18 protein-coding genes are annotated in these 14,634 nt (G+C 45.0%); 16 read left to right on the forward strand and 2 right to left on the reverse strand.

Translation table 11 applies throughout. The annotated features are described in order from the left end of the window. The first annotated feature begins 164 nt into the window (after nucleotides 1-164). The 11 genes from FH871_RS29190 (at nucleotide 165) to FH871_RS29240 (ending at nucleotide 7,270) form a co-directional block, all read left to right on the forward strand. Nucleotides 165-1,100: a DUF3945 domain-containing protein gene (locus FH871_RS29190; RefSeq protein WP_114408562.1), complete on the forward strand. Its 936-nt coding sequence runs from the start codon at nucleotides 165-167 to the stop codon at nucleotides 1,098-1,100. Beyond that, on the forward strand, nucleotides 1,045-2,817 hold the full coding sequence (locus FH871_RS29195; protein WP_229312282.1) for a toprim domain-containing protein: 1,773 nt from the start codon (nucleotides 1,045-1,047) through the stop codon (nucleotides 2,815-2,817). The genes FH871_RS29190 and FH871_RS29195 overlap by 56 nt, the downstream gene beginning before the upstream one ends. Continuing rightward, nucleotides 2,814-3,110, forward strand: a complete 297-nt coding sequence (locus FH871_RS29200) for a hypothetical protein (protein ID WP_114408563.1) — start codon at nucleotides 2,814-2,816, stop codon at nucleotides 3,108-3,110. Before FH871_RS29195 ends, FH871_RS29200 begins: the two co-directional genes overlap by 4 nt. Before the next feature lie 134 nt (nucleotides 3,111-3,244). Next, nucleotides 3,245-3,904, forward strand: coding sequence for a hypothetical protein (locus FH871_RS29205; protein ID WP_114408564.1), 660 nt, complete (start codon nucleotides 3,245-3,247; stop codon nucleotides 3,902-3,904). Between the two features lie 202 nt (nucleotides 3,905-4,106). Continuing rightward, nucleotides 4,107-4,457, forward strand: coding sequence for a hypothetical protein (locus FH871_RS29210; RefSeq protein WP_114408565.1), 351 nt, complete (start codon nucleotides 4,107-4,109; stop codon nucleotides 4,455-4,457). 48 nt (nucleotides 4,458-4,505) lie between these two features. Continuing rightward, on the forward strand, nucleotides 4,506-5,120 hold the full coding sequence (locus FH871_RS29215; RefSeq protein ID WP_114408566.1) for a hypothetical protein: 615 nt from the start codon (nucleotides 4,506-4,508) through the stop codon (nucleotides 5,118-5,120). A gap of 66 nt (nucleotides 5,121-5,186) precedes the next feature. After that, complete coding sequence (locus tag FH871_RS29220; RefSeq protein WP_114408567.1) at nucleotides 5,187-5,831, forward strand: PD-(D/E)XK nuclease-like domain-containing protein; 645 nt, start codon at nucleotides 5,187-5,189, stop codon at nucleotides 5,829-5,831. A 36-nt stretch (nucleotides 5,832-5,867) separates the two neighbouring features. Beyond that, nucleotides 5,868-6,203 (forward strand): hypothetical protein, encoded by a 336-nt coding sequence (locus FH871_RS29225; protein WP_114408568.1) that lies wholly within the window; start codon nucleotides 5,868-5,870, stop codon nucleotides 6,201-6,203. Nucleotides 6,204-6,324: 121 nt separating this feature from the next. Continuing rightward, nucleotides 6,325-6,531 (forward strand): hypothetical protein, encoded by a 207-nt coding sequence (locus FH871_RS29230; RefSeq protein ID WP_114408569.1) that lies wholly within the window; start codon nucleotides 6,325-6,327, stop codon nucleotides 6,529-6,531. A gap of 4 nt (nucleotides 6,532-6,535) precedes the next feature. Next, a complete protein-coding gene (locus FH871_RS29235) occupies nucleotides 6,536-6,760 on the forward strand; it encodes a hypothetical protein (RefSeq protein ID WP_114408570.1) in 225 nt (74 codons plus the stop codon). Between the two features lie 108 nt (nucleotides 6,761-6,868). Then, nucleotides 6,869-7,270, forward strand: coding sequence for a hypothetical protein (locus tag FH871_RS29240; protein ID WP_114408571.1), 402 nt, complete (start codon nucleotides 6,869-6,871; stop codon nucleotides 7,268-7,270). Between the two features lie 148 nt (nucleotides 7,271-7,418). Here FH871_RS29240 and FH871_RS29245 read toward each other — a convergent pair whose 3' ends face one another. Continuing rightward, on the reverse strand, nucleotides 7,419-8,522 hold the full coding sequence (locus FH871_RS29245; protein WP_114408572.1) for a replication initiation protein: 1,104 nt from the start codon (nucleotides 8,520-8,522) through the stop codon (nucleotides 7,419-7,421). 452 nt (nucleotides 8,523-8,974) lie between these two features. Between FH871_RS29245 and FH871_RS29250 the strand changes: the two genes are divergently transcribed. Genes FH871_RS29250 through FH871_RS29265 form a run of 4 tightly spaced genes read left to right on the forward strand, consistent with a single transcriptional unit; the run spans nucleotide 8,975 to nucleotide 10,601 of the window. Continuing rightward, nucleotides 8,975-9,370, forward strand: coding sequence for a metalloregulator ArsR/SmtB family transcription factor (locus tag FH871_RS29250; protein ID WP_019991102.1), 396 nt, complete (start codon nucleotides 8,975-8,977; stop codon nucleotides 9,368-9,370). After that, nucleotides 9,367-9,954: a mercuric transport protein MerTP gene (merTP, locus tag FH871_RS29255; protein WP_027303351.1), complete on the forward strand. Its 588-nt coding sequence runs from the start codon at nucleotides 9,367-9,369 to the stop codon at nucleotides 9,952-9,954. The genes FH871_RS29250 and merTP overlap by 4 nt, the downstream gene beginning before the upstream one ends. A gap of 6 nt (nucleotides 9,955-9,960) precedes the next feature. Beyond that, complete coding sequence (locus tag FH871_RS33845) at nucleotides 9,961-10,170, forward strand: GDCCVxC domain-containing (seleno)protein (RefSeq protein ID WP_083940642.1); 210 nt, start codon at nucleotides 9,961-9,963, stop codon at nucleotides 10,168-10,170. A gap of 26 nt (nucleotides 10,171-10,196) precedes the next feature. After that, nucleotides 10,197-10,601, forward strand: a complete 405-nt coding sequence (locus tag FH871_RS29265) for a VOC family protein (RefSeq protein WP_138279473.1) — start codon at nucleotides 10,197-10,199, stop codon at nucleotides 10,599-10,601. A gap of 37 nt (nucleotides 10,602-10,638) precedes the next feature. On the opposite strand, the gene FH871_RS29270 is transcribed toward FH871_RS29265, so the two are convergent. Beyond that, nucleotides 10,639-11,253: a recombinase family protein gene (locus FH871_RS29270; RefSeq protein WP_019991099.1), complete on the reverse strand. Its 615-nt coding sequence runs from the start codon at nucleotides 11,251-11,253 to the stop codon at nucleotides 10,639-10,641. Nucleotides 11,254-11,373: 120 nt separating this feature from the next. Here FH871_RS29270 and FH871_RS29275 point away from each other — a divergent pair, with 120 nt between their 5' ends. After that, entirely contained in the window at nucleotides 11,374-14,361 is a 2,988-nt protein-coding gene (locus tag FH871_RS29275; protein ID WP_138994907.1) for a Tn3 family transposase, read from the forward strand. Nucleotides 14,362-14,634 lie beyond the last annotated feature (273 nt).

A 14,634-nucleotide genomic window follows, 5' to 3' on the forward strand; every position in this document is an offset into this window, starting at 1 on the left:
TGACTACCGAGGTAGAAGCTAATTAACAGGCATACTATTTGCTTTGGAGAATACATATTTTGTGAAGTCTCTTAACAAAACTACAAAATACGTAAATTTTAATTCGCAATTTTATAGATTTACTCCACAAGAAACTTTGATCAATTGATGTAAGCACATTTATCATGCAAAATCAGGACTTTGCCCGAACCCAGGCCGATGGCCTTGACAACATTGCACCAACCGCTACCCAAGCCGCAGCAGCTTCTCAATATGCGGTAACGGACGGTTTCCTAAGTTCATCCGAACAGGAAGCGGTATTGCGCCAGATCGCAACTGAGCGTCCTGTACTTCAAAAAAAACTGGATGAGGTTGGGATTGACCGCGTTTATTTGGCAATGCATCCCGAAGTGGAACAAGCCCTCTTTTCCGGAAAGCAAACACCAGTGGTTACCATTCAATTGCCCAATGAACTGGAATTACAAGGCCGTTTACGGATTGCCCTGACTGATCAGGGTCCTCAGCTTCGAATAACTCCGGTTCATCCCGAATTAGAAATACCTGAGAAGGTCGGCGATTTGAAGTTAACACCTCAGGAGCGGAGCGAGCTGGAGCAAAAGGGATATGTCGATCGGTCACTCGCCATTGCAGAGAATGGCGGCTTTGTTTCAGGCTTTTTGCGAGTTGACAACCAAACCAATACCGTGGACCTTTGGCGGGTTAATCCGGAAACGTTGCCCTCGAAGCTATTGGGAATTGATTTAACGCGTGATCAGCAGATTGCCCTGGTATGTGGCCACCCTGTTAAACTGAGTGGCTTAAAAGACAAGCAGGGCGAGCCGTTCGACGCTACCGTATCAATCTCTGCTGGAAAGCAGGGCCTCCAGTTCTCCGATATCGGCCGTCCCGATCTATCACTGAAGCCTGATGAGAAATTCAAGCAGCAGTTGGGCCAGAATAACGAAGGGGCCAAAACCGATCATACGCGCGGTTTAGAGGAAAGGGCGGGTCAATCAACTGTCGCCAATGCCCAAACTGAAACAATCAAACGTTTGATGGATCCTGATGAAAAACCGGATCAACACAAACTCCACCTCCGCCCTGGCCATGACAAAATTTGAGGAGCTAAAACAGCGCTTCCCTAATACGATTCCGGTACCCGAACTTCGAGCGAATGTTTCAATCATTGAACTGGCTGTTCAGTATGGCTATGAACACCTGACTCATAAAGGCCGCAGTCGTCCAGTACTTCAACATCCGGGACACGGCGATACGATTATTATTAAAAATCCGCAGGATGCCAGTCAGCAGGTGTATCAGCGCGCCGACGACTTCTCAGATTCGGGCACCATCATTGATTTCATTCGGAATCGCTTACCGACGGTGTTTTCAGTATTCAATCACCCTGGCCAGCATGAATTCAGAAATGTCACCAATGTCCTCTACGATTACCTGCGGGTTGATCCGGTTCAGGTTGCCCGAAACCGAAAAATAATACCTACTGATACTGATTCCAGCAAGCAGACCTTTGCCAAGGAGCTATTTGACATTCGATCGCTGGAGAAGGATAACTACCTGCTCAAACGCCATATCGATCCCCGAATCATTCAAAGCCCGGAATTCGCGGGCAAGGCCGTTACCCAGGTATCGTATCTGAATCCGGAAACCGGACGGACGGAAGGCTTTTTAACGGCAAAAGCAAATCCCGATCGGAAATATATAAACTTCAGTAACGTCGCTTTCCCCTACTACAACGGGCTAACGGCGGAGGTAATGGGGTTCGAGATCCGAAATGAAAATTTAAAACAGCATGCGCCGGGCAGTGATCGCTACACCAGTGTTTTTATTTCCAACATCCCGCCCAAGCCACAGCGCTTTATTGTTATGGAAAGCGTACTGGATGCAATGGCCCATAAGCAGTTGCAATCGGTTAATGGCAATGATGCATTCGACTCGGTTTATTTTTCCACCGGTGGCCAGCTCACGCAGGAACAAACCAATACAATTTCACGGTACGTTTCCGCTCTGGACAAGTCGGACGACTGGAAGATCATTCTGGCATTCGATAATGATGCCAAGGGTCACCGGTTCGACCTGATGTTTGTTCAGCAATTGGTTGCTCCAAACTTTCCGACGTCGCCAACCGTGGCCACCGCAAACCGGGTTGGTCTTTTACTCCCGGAAGGAGCTGCGCACGGTCCCATCCGGGAGGCATTAATTGGCCGGGCTGAATCCTTCAACAATACTATTCGTAGCCAAATCGAAAATGCGGATGGTGATGAAATTTCCCGAAAAGAACTGAGTAGCCAGCTCATTAACATCGCCACGCTGAATAATCAGCAAGTTGCCCTCCACGTACCGGAAACCATGACGGCAATGGGTGCGATTAGTGAAGCATTGCTTGAATTAACGGGCTTTGGTAAACGGATCGAGGTTGTTAAATCCTGTAGTAAGGATTATTGCGAGGAGCTGAAAACCCATATGGCCGAAACAAAACGGTATGCCTATACGGTTACCAGCGAATCAGGGGAGAGTGCTTATAATACCAATTCGGCGATTACGGCGCAACGCACGCTGATTATGTTACAGCATCAGCATACCGGAGATAAACAGAATAAAACCTTTCAGTTAATGCTGAGTCAGCCCGACGGTTGGTATAAGCAACAGGCTTATCTGGAGATAAAAAACGGCAAGGTAGTAAAGGCAGTAGAACAGCCAGAATTCAAGAAACAGGTTTTACAGGAAAAGAGGGAGCGGAGTGAAAAGGTTCAGGGGAAAGATCAGTCTATAAATGAACCTGTGCAACAAAAATCCACACCAAAGATCAAGCCCCAATGAGTAACTTTACCGATGAATCCGAAAACTTTGAAATGGCGTTTGTGATCAATTTAGCAGATGGTACCGGTCGTGAGTTTTATATGACCGATTCCGGTGCAGCAGTTGCATTGGATGCTCCCCAGGGCGACGAGCCAATGATCCTTAGAACCGATAAGCTCATCGAGAAAAACCTGATTAACCTTAAAAAGAAATTTCCGGCAACCTGCAAATTGTATGCAGTCGAACTTCGGGAGTTTGAACATCGAAGGCAGAATCTTCGCAATAGTTCGAACAAATCAAAAGCCTCTGAATAGGGGGCTTTTTTTGTTGGAAAGGGGAAAAGGGGTGGCTTAATTCTTACAAAATATTTACTATAATACTAATATTAATATTGTTTTTCATGTAAAAAATGGCTATCTTAATACTGTAAATCAGATAACTAATTGACATGAAAAAGAATCAAACCCCGGCCACCAGCCAAACCGAAGTTGTTTCAAGCGAAGCAGTTACGCCAACTCTCAACGAGCAGGTAGATGAAGAAACCGGCGAGGTAACTGACCCTTTCAAATTCAAATACCTCGAAGGACATCCCCGCCAATACCGTTTTGACGCCAAACAGGGCGTGTTTAATATTAATGGCACGGAAGTACTCGGCAACACCCTCACTTTCCAGCCCCTAGCGTGGCGGATTTTTACCGATAGTATTCTGAATATGGGGCAAAAAACGTGGGCGGAACTGTTCTTCGTCGATGCCGCCAATTGTGTCTCATCGGTGCTGTTTCACGGCTATTCCGTCGATAACATTTTCCGACTAATCGAACCCCTTTTCTACGCTGATCTAACCCTCGCTGACGTGGTAATAACCGCCACGGCGGAGAAGAAGGAGAATACAAAAATCCAGCCGAAAGGGACGTACTACATTGCAACCTTTGGCTATCAAATGGCCGACCGCAAGCTAACCCAGGAATTGACCGCCTACGCTCAATCAAACCGGCTTTTCCGTCAGGAAACCACCACCGACCGCGCCAATATTTCCCGACTCTATAACTGGTATAATCCATTTGGAGAGAACGACGATACCGATACCGGACTGCTACTGGCCGCGTAAGGACTAAATAAGAGAAGCCAGCCGGCATCCGGCTGGCTTCTGCTATAAATCAGATAAAAATTATCCCCAAAAGTACAGGATCAGATTGGAAAGGGGAAAAAAGAGGCAAATCTGTTCACTTTTTTTACATTAAAAATAATTTCTAACTTGCTTTTTATGTAAAAAGTGCTTATTTTTATAGAGTAAATCAGATAAAAAAACTATGAAACTTATCAAGATCGACCCCGCAGCCCAGACCATTGAGGTCATTGATACGGCTGCTACCCTCCACGATTTTTATCAGATTATCGGCTGCCGTTGCATCGACGTTTGCGCCCGGCAAGGGGACGGTGACGCCCTCACGGTAGATGATGAGGCCCTTTTTCAACGACCGCAGCCACTGGCCTTTTCATTCGGCGGATATGGCCCCATTCACGGCATAGCGGTCTTGTCTGGAAGCGACGAAGAAGGAGAAACGACGGAGCCTAAAATGGGCATCGAAGCCGCTAAAAGAATGGTGTCGTGGCTGGAAGCCGCTTACACCGCCCCCTATTTCCGAGTCACCTCTTTTTAGTCAAACCGGGTAGACTGCAATCGGTAGTCTACCCTAATCCAATCCGCTATGTATCAGATTATCACTAGTCAGGAACAGAAAAGAGGTTGCGGCTACCGGAAACCGGGAGGGTTTTACTTTGTCGCCGGGAAATCAGCCCGACCCTGTGCTAAACTTCCCATCGAAGTTAGCATTTGCCCTTGCTGTAGTCAGGGCATTCAATTCAATCGCGGCTTTACGTGGGTGTCTTCGGTTCTGATCGAACAGCAACCCTGTCGGCTGGCCGGATGCTCGGACTGTTTCCCCTTCAAAGTCATGAAGCGTTACGGTTTGATGTGGGTAGGGGAGAAGTTCTATAAAACCCCGGCTGCCTTTTCCGCCGAAGCCGCCAAAATGGGCGTTTCCAAGCGGTTACCGTTCATCCCGAAAGGATTTACCATTGGCGTCGATTGGATTCTGCTGGCGCACCGGAAATGCCCCTTTGAAACCGAAAACGGGATTGAGCTGAAGCCCGGCATTTTCACCGCCTTTTGCCCATCACAGATTGATTACATCGTGAAGGGAGACGAGTCAGACGATTTTTTAAATGACCTCTATGACAAAGGGGTACGACTGATCGACGTCATCCCGGAAGGGGAGAGCGAACAAGGTAAAATTATCCCGCTTCATCCTGAACTTCAATAACTCACTTTAGGCACCCGGCAACTCCCTCGCCGGGTGCTCTTTCAAACCTTACTCCCCTTTACAACGATGGATTACCGTTCCATTTCCCGCTACACAAACAGCGATCTGACTGAGTTTCGCAACCTGTTTTCTGGCTACCCAGTAAAGCCAATGGGTCCCGCTCAGGAGTTTGGTACTGCCTTCCACGAATTGATCTTAGAACAGGAATTAACCATCGAACTGACGACCGCTCGTCAGAAACAGGTCGACCAGATTCGAAATGCGTTGCAGAAAGACAGCTTCGCCCGGCTGGTGTTACAGGAAGCCCGAAAGGAGGTTATCGAACTATGGGACGATGATCAAACGGGATTGCCCTGTAAATCCCGACTCGATCTGTGGCTACCATCCGAAGAGATGATTGTGGACGTAAAGACCACCAGCGCGCGCAATTACCGGGAATTTTTAGCCAGTTGTCTGGAGTGCGATTATGATGGCAGCGGCCAACCGTCGCCAAAGCGCGTTCTATCGACAGCAAACCCCATGCTTACCGGTTCGTTTTATTGGGGGTTCAGAAACAGGCTCCCTTTAGCATCTTCTATTTTGAGGCAACCGCCTGCAAGGGTTGTATTGAAGGAGGCAGGAAGAAATATCAGGCCCTGCTCCGGGAAGTCCGCAAATGCAATTTTCAGCCATCGTCTTGGGCGCTTAATACCATCGCCATTCAACCGCTAACCCGTCAGGCCAGCTAACCCATAACCCCTTAAAGCTATGTTTTTCGCTAAAATTACGACGCTGCACAATCCCAAAAACAGCCTACAGACCTATTTAAGGGAGCAGGTTGCCAAACTCGACGGCTTGAACGTGGAGGAGCCTCAAGATTTTTACGCCCATTTACACACGATGGTTCTCCGGGCGAATGCCCGGTACAACCGCTGTACACCTCTCAAAGCCTACCTTCAAAAAGCCTACGTAGTGGGCGATTTGCTTACCGGCATACATGGGCTGGTTCAAATCAATTTGTATCAACAGAAGGGTGTTTTTGGCGAAACGCTGGGCATTGGTGAGCAAGCCGCAGTCGAAGGCGTACAAACCTCGATCTTCTAATTAGAAAATGGATCGTGTACATACCGTACGGTATGTACACGATTTAAATTGCCCATACTGGACTATACAAATCCTTATTCCAGTTTGAGGGTTCAAATTGGAAACCAACCCTATTTTGATCATGAAGGCCAAGGCCACTATTGAACTGCTTACCGCTGGAAAGGAGATTGAGGACATTAAAAATGCCCTCGCCAGTCTAATTGCAATCAACTACGAAATCCTGATTATCGGAGAGTCAAAAGAAACGGCATGGGGCTTTCTGACGAAAGTGGTTATGACCAAGGATACGGATAACCTAAAACTTACAATCTACAAGAACTCAAATTAATGCCATGGCCATCACGGATCAACTCACCGAATTCAATAAAAAGCGGTTCAAACAATACTGGACCCGCAAAGGATATACCGTTGCCCATGCTCGAAATATACTGTTTCGGCTGTATGGTATCGAGTGCAATCAGGCTGCCGTCGATGCTGAGGTTGATCCGGTTGTTGATCCTGAATTGAGCAGCCAGGCACGTGCTCAACTGGTGTCCAATAATCCGGGAAAAGAATAGACAGAGCGGTACTTTCCTCGCAGATTTTTTACATGGAACCTAATAAAATAATTACTTCATGGAAGCAAATTTTGTAATATTGAATCCCACTGAACAATTGCTACTGTGTTGGAACAGATCGATGAGCACATACTCCAGGTTGCAACCAATCATTTAGCGGCCGCTGAGCATGCTAAACAATTACTGGAGAAAGCGGAAGATCGGCTCATTTCCGGTTCTCCGGGTACCATCAGTCTGAAACGGTACGGCCACCGGCCATTATCTCAGAATGATGTCGATAGTATTATCAACGCCCTTGGATCTGACGTCGACAAACAGGCGATCGCTAATTTAGGGAACGCGCAGCGAGCATTATCGGAGCGCCTGAAAGGTACTGCACACGTTGGGCTTGTCATCGAGCAGGCCCATATCCCTTATGCTCAGTATTATCAGCGATCGCTAAAGCCGGAACTTTGGAAACCGGAGCAAATGGTAGCCGTCGTTGAGGTTTTGAAGCGGCTGCGCGTATAGTCGTTTACAAAACTGTCTGGGTATGATTATTGGATTGGATCAATTAGTGCAAATTGGGATATTTTCCACTTTCCTCAGTAGAGGGTTGCTCGTAAGTCCGGTTTTTTGCCAGCTTCAGATTGCTATACTACATTCGAATAGTGATCGCTTATTGCTTAAACAAATCACCATTAATAATACTAGCCAATGTCTGTACCCCTCCGAATCGCTTGTTTTCCGCGGGCGTCTGCGTGAATGTCAATTCGGGAGCGCTAGTGGCTTTATCGGGTTTAACCTGATCGATTCCCAAGGACTTAACCAGATAGGCAGTGGGATTCTTTACGCCTGGACGTAAACCATTAGTCAACTCCGAATGAATCCGGTAGAATGTATCCAGAAGCTCAAATTCAGAGGTAATCAGATCCTTTTGCCACCTTGTCAATTTGTATTTTGCCAGCAAAGGCCAGGCTAACTGAACTGCCTCATGAATTGACATCCCCCTGAGCGCTTGTCGGTCCTGCTCAACGCCTTGCTCGGCTAATTGTCGATCAGTTTTCACCGTAAATTCGAGCTCCAGGACCTTCTTACCTGACTTTTGGGATGGATTCCAGTCGAGGGCAATGTTTGCCTTTTCATGCAGTTCCTTCTGAGAAACAACGAGCGCATTCAGTACAAAATCATTATAACGATAGGTTTCCGGGCAATTAAGCATTCTGCGAAGCTCATCGACTGCGTACCGAAACCGGTACTGGCCACGGTGAAAATACATTGAGACAATCTCAAACATTCTTTTCGCATAAACGGAAGCCAGCGAAAGCATGACTTCGTTTTCATATTGGGTATAGCGTTGACCCAATTCGGCAAAATATGGCACTACATTGGCCAGCATGGTAATTTCAATAACCTTTAGGCCATCCGCCCCAATTCCAGATTGTACTAGAGGGAAAGGTGTTATAAAAGTGAAATCACCCTTTTTGTCATCCCTAAATGACATTCTTTTTTTACTTAATGACTCAGCCGCTTTAACAACCTGATCGTATCTTGATTTGGTCAATTGTTGAATCGGAATTTGAATCAGGACATTTACACGGGGCTCTATTTTTCCTTTTACGGCCATGTTGCCAAGCTGGTTCACTACTAAGGTCACAATGTTTTTTTCGAGTTCGGTAAACTCCTGGCGTGACTCCGTGAAGAGGTTAGATTGGTAATTGGTCGAGTATTTAATAAAGGTTGGCTGAGTAAATGCCAGTGAGTCCGAAGGTTCTTGATCCATAAGCTTATGCAGTGGAGGTCCTAGTTGTAAATATATATAACAAGTTTATAAGTTGCAACCTTGTTTTTCAACCTACCAAACCTTGTTTTTACCCATTTAGGCTAATGGCATTTACAAAGAATAAAGAGAAGAAGAGACTAAGGACTGAGTAGTAGTACTATAAAACATAGTTTTAGTACTAAAATTAGAGGTTTTTCTTACAAATGTCCGGAAAACGGCGTTAGTAAACTACGCTTTTAGTTTTGAGGCATAATTTATACACTGTTCTATACGAAATTTCCAGTTGCCTTGAAATAGGGTTCTTCTGGTCCGCCAACCCGGTCCCAACCGCAGCGGCGGCCAATGAGTTAGTTTACTCTGTTTGACTATTTGCACATAGTTTTTAATCTTCAAAAATATATTTAAGCAAATACTTAAATACTGTTATATTTGCCCAAATATTAGTGGCAGATATGGAAGATGTAGAAAAAGAGTCAGATCAAATTAGTAGCTGCATCCGTTTGTTCGCGGATCAAGAGCAGATCCAACTATGCAAGGAAACCTTAGACGAAAATGAAGACGCTTTTACCAGGTTAGCGCAGGTTTATGCGCTTGCTGGAAATGAGGCCCGGCTTAAAATACTTTATCTTATCCAGCAGCAGAACGAGCTTTGTCCTTGCGATTTGAGTGATATTTTGCAAATGACCGTCCCTGCTATTTCTCAGCACCTGCGAAAACTGAAAGATGCCAGTTTAGTACGTACCAGAAAAACTGGACAAACTATCTTTTATTCGATCATACCTGATCAGGCCAGTATCATCGGTCAACTATTTGTTGATATCCCCAGTCAAGAAAGTGTAGCCTTATGAAAGCGTCCAAAATCACCGCTAATGCCAGCATACTAACTGCATTGGCAAGTTCTGTTTGCTGTATCACACCATTATTGGCCATGGTGGCCGGGACAAGCAGCTTGGCAACCACTTTTGATTGGATTGCGCCTGCGCGTCCTTATTTTATTGCTGGAACCGTATTGATTTTGGGTTTTGCATGGTATCAGCAGTTAAAACCCGCTTCCGAAGACTCATGTAATTGTGGACCTGAAAACAAACCATTTATGCAAACCAAAAAGTTTTTAAGCCTGGTAACCCTTGCAGCAGTACTTCTGATTGCCGTCCCAAGTTATTCAGGACTGGCCTATCAGCAAAAGCAGGAAGCACAACAACCGGTTTCCAAAACAGACCAAACAGCCTATATAAAAATTAAGGGAATGACCTGTGAAGGGTGTGAACATCATGTTAAACAGGAAGTTAATAAGTTAAAAGGCATACGGCAGGTTCAGGTCTCGTATAAGAATGGCAATGCAACGGTTAGATATGATAGTAAGAAAACGTCACTGGCAGAAATTAAAAAGGCAGTCGACGCTACTGGTTATAAAGTTGTTGAAACAAACTAAGCAGTTATGAATTTAATATTGGAATCCATACTTACTTGTCCGCATTGCGGCACCCGACGCTTGGAAACAATGCCTGTTGATGCATGTATGTACTTTTACGAGTGTACAAATTGCAAAACATTGTTAAAGCCTGCTTCCGGTGACTGCTGTGTTTTTTGCACTTATGGAACCCAAAAATGTCCCCCGATACAATTGAATAAGTCGTGCTGTGCTTGAACTAAATGATATCAGTATCTATGAAAATGAAGAAAACGATCCCAGCTCTTCCTGTTAAAAACATTGACGAATCCGTTAAATTCTATTCTGAAAAGTTAGGTTTTACAGCACCTTATTATGACGATGGCTTTGCAAAAGTAGTCCGGGACGAAATTGAAATCCACTTGTGGGCATCTTCGGATGAAAGCTGGAAGAATAAAGGCTTATCCCTGGTAGCAGATCCAATTTGCAGTGGGGCTGAAAGCTTTCTGGCAGGCACGGCCAGTTGCCGGATTGAAGTCCAGGGTATTGATGAGTTGTACGAAGAATATAAAAAGCAAGGTGTAATTTATGATATTGACACTGTTGTACAAGAGCAGCCATGGGGAGACCGGGAATTTCCGGCACTAGACCACCATCGCAATCTGTTAACTTTTTATGAGGAGATTTAGAAAAGCCAAGATCATCATTGATGCTAAATTAACGCGGTTAAAGAGTATCCTTCGCTTTGGATAGGTAGTTGTAAACTGTTCCATAAGCTATTCCTAGTTGTTTAGAAATCTTGTTCATTGATAATCCTTGCTTTTGCAAATCAAAAATTTCATTCTGTCGATCCATTGATATAGTTGGCCGTGAAATACGTTTTCCTTGTGCTTTTGCCCTTGCCATACCGGCTTTAACCCTTTGGCTGATCAGTGAGCTCTCAAATTGGGCCAGAGAAGCCATCACATGAAATATCAGCTCACCAGTCGGCGTGGTGGTATCAATATTTTCCTGATAGGAGATAAAATCTATTCCCATACTCTGAAATTCCTTCATGGCATTGACCAGTGCCTGGGTTGAGCGGGCAAAGCGGTCATACCGCCAAACCAGGACTACATCCAGCTTTCTCTTTCTGGCCGCTTCCATCATCAATTTATACTGGACCCTGTCTTGGGTTGTTCCGGAAGCGTAGTCTATAAATTCTCCCATGACTTCAAAGTTTCGTCTTTGGGCGTAGTCCCGTAACTGGTCCAGCTGGGTCTGTGGATCCTGCCCTTTATCCAGAGTAGATACTCTGGCATATAGTGCTACCCGTTTGGCCCGATTGTTCTGTTTTTTCATTTAATTGCTTATCAAAAAGGAACTCCTTTACAAATATACTTTTTAACGCTTAAAAACAGGCTTTAAACCTATTGCAGACGGGGTGAATTTTGATACCCTTTTTGATAGCCCCATTTTCATATGGCATCACGATTTTTGAACCAATCCCAGCGTGAACGTTACGAAAAGGTCCCGACAGAAATATCAGAATATGACCTGATGCAATTTTTCCAAATCACGCGGCAGGACAATATTTTTCTTAAATCGTTCAGAGGGGAGCACAACCGGCTAGCGATCGCACTCCAGATTGGGATTGTCCGGTTCATGGGTTTTCTTCCAGACAAATGGCAGCAGCAGATCCCGGCAAATGTAGCTGCCATGGTAAGTAGGCAACTGGATTCTGATATTGAACTGTTATTAATATACGGGCAACGGGATAAGACCAGAACGGAGCATTTAAATGTAATCTTAAAATATTTGAAATTCCGCCGGTGGCAGCCCCTGGATGAAATCTGGCTTTTGCCCTGGCTGCTCGATAAGGGGATGGAACATGACAACCAGCCGATATTGCTCAGGCAAGTGTGTTTAAAACTGGGGCAGGAAAAAATTATGAGGCCGTCTATTGGGACATTGGAAAGGATTGTTGGTAGCCTGGATGAACAGCTGCACCAGGAAACCTATCGAAGGCTTAGTTTGCTGCTGACCGAGGAAATGAAGGCCAGGCTGACGCAAATAGTCGAATTGGACGATACCGGCGGCATCACTTTGCACCGTTGGCTTTGCCAAGTCCCCACCAGCAATACGCCCAGGGCTATTAACCAGACGTTGGAAAAGATCAATTTTTTAAAATCATTAAACGTCCATGAATGGGACTTATCGGTAATAAGCCTAAACCGCAGAAAAAGGCTGGCCCAAATAGCCAGGAATGTTTCTAACAAGTATCTACAGCGGATGAACGCTACAAGGCGGTACCCGATTTTAATTTGCTTCCTGTATGAGAGCCTGATAGATACCAATGACAAGGTGTTGGAAATGTTTGATGATTATTGGGAGCACATTGTCAACGGATCAAAAAAGCAACTCGACACATATCAGCAGACCTTGTTCAAATCACAGAACGAGGCGATGAAAACCCTGTCCCAGACTGTTAGTATTATCATCAATGACACCATTACAGACGATCAGCTCCGTACCTGTATTTTTGAAATATATCCAAAGGAAATGCTCAGGGAGGCATTACTGGTAACCGGGGCTGCTCTTCGCCCAGCCAGGCAAACTTACTTATACTATCTGAACAACTACTATACAACCTTAAAACAATTCACCCCTAACCTTCTTAAAACCATTGACTTTCAAATTGCCCATTCCAAAGATGGCTTTCTGGGTGTGCTTGATATTTTGACCGGGTTGCAAACGGGCAAAAGAAGAAAACTGCCTGATGACGCGCCGATTGATTTTATAACGCCTTCCTGGAACAAACTGATTTTTGAAAACGATCAGCAACAGCCGGAAGCCCTTCCACAACGCCAACCTTACGAATTATGTGCCCTGGCCAACTTGCGGGACCGGCTCCGTGCGGGCGATGTATTTATCAATATCTCCCGAAAATATGCCGACTTTAACTCGTTGCTTCTTTCAAATGTGCAGTGGGAACTGCTACGACAGGATTTTTGCAATCAAATGTCAATGCCAACTCTTCCCACCGAGCGTATCGACCAGCGCTTGCAAGAGCTGGAATCACTGTTGAAACCGCTGGATGAGCTCTTGAATGCGGGTGGAGAGATCCGGCTTGAAGAAGGCATCCTGGTAGTGCCTGCATTGCCGGCAGAAGATGTACCCTTTTCAGCAAAAGCACTCCGGGAACAAATCAATCAACGGCTCCCGAAAGTCAACATCACAGATATAATTAAAGAAGTGGATGCATGGATAAATTTTTCCGAACATCTTCATGGATTGGAAAATGAACCGCGTAACCAGGAACACCAGTCTATTTTATATGCGGCTGTTTTTGCATCCGGATGTAATATTCCTCTGTCGGATTTGGCTAGGTCTTGTGAGATTGATTATCAAACGCATTGGTGGACAAGCAATAACTATCTCTCAGAAGAGAATCTTAAAAAAGCCAACGATGCACTTGTTAACTTTCATTATCAACAATGGTTGAGCGGCTATTGGGGCGGGGGCACACTTTCATCCTCGGACGGGCAGCGGTTCCCGACCAGCGGGAAAATCCGGAATGCGAAGGCGCTCCCCAATTATTTTGGTTACGGTAAGGGAATTACCTTTTATACACATACCTCGGATCAATATAGCCAGTATGGCAGCCGGAGCATTTCGTCCACCGAAAGGGACGCCACTTACGTACTTGATGAAATTATAGGCAATGAAACCGATTTGACAATACTCGAACATACAACCGATACGTCAGGATATTCGGACCTAATCTTTGCGCTGTTTGATCTGCTGGGTATGGATTTTTGTCCAAGGATCCGGGACATAAAAGATCAGCGGCTGTGTAAAATCAAGGATCGGGAATGGGAATACCCTGCTTTGAAATTCACCGGTCGTGTTAATCCTGATTATCTCAAACAACATTTTGACGAACTTCTCAAAGTCGCAGCTTCCATTAAATCAGGGCGTGTAACCGCTTCATTGCTAATCTCTAAGCTTCAATCGTACCCGCGCCAAAATAACCTGATGTATGTTTTGCAGGCTTATGGCCAGCTGGTAAAAACCATTTTTATCCTTAAATACCTGCTTAGCATGCCTTTACGTAGAAAGATCAACACACAGCTGATCAAAGGAGAGCAGCTGCACAACCTAAGACTTTATCTTTGGTTTGGCGGCGATGGGATTGTACGCAGAAAACAAGAAGAACAACAGCAAAAAGTGGTCAGGAGCTTGAACCTGATCACCAATATTGTCCTGGTATGGAACACGGTTTATATACAAGAAATTATCAAAGAATTACACCAGGAAGGATATCCGATAGATGAAAATGACTTTGAATTTATCTCTCCTGCTCCATTTGCCCATATCAACCGGTTGGGAAAATACTCCTTCAACACAAACCCGGATCTTGGAGTCAATGGCTTACGGCCTTTGAGAAAGCCAAAACTAAATACATAGTTTACTAACGCCGTTTTCCGGCTATTTGTAAGAAGAACCTCAATTAGACCTCTATTTGTAGTACCTACCAAACCTTGTTTTTCAAATCGGGTACCTACCAAACCTTGTTATTGAGTCTACCAAAACTTGTAATAGTACCTACTGAACCTTGTTATTACATGTCTTTAAAACCTACCAAACCTTGTTTTTCGACCTACTAAACCTTGTTTTTCTTCTTGTAACTTTTTGTGAATCAAAAGGTTAAGGGCCTCTTAAATCAATCAAATAAAAAAA

This window comes from Larkinella sp. C7, assembly GCF_006149005.1.
Classification (GTDB): Bacteria; Bacteroidota; Bacteroidia; order Cytophagales; family Spirosomataceae; genus Larkinella.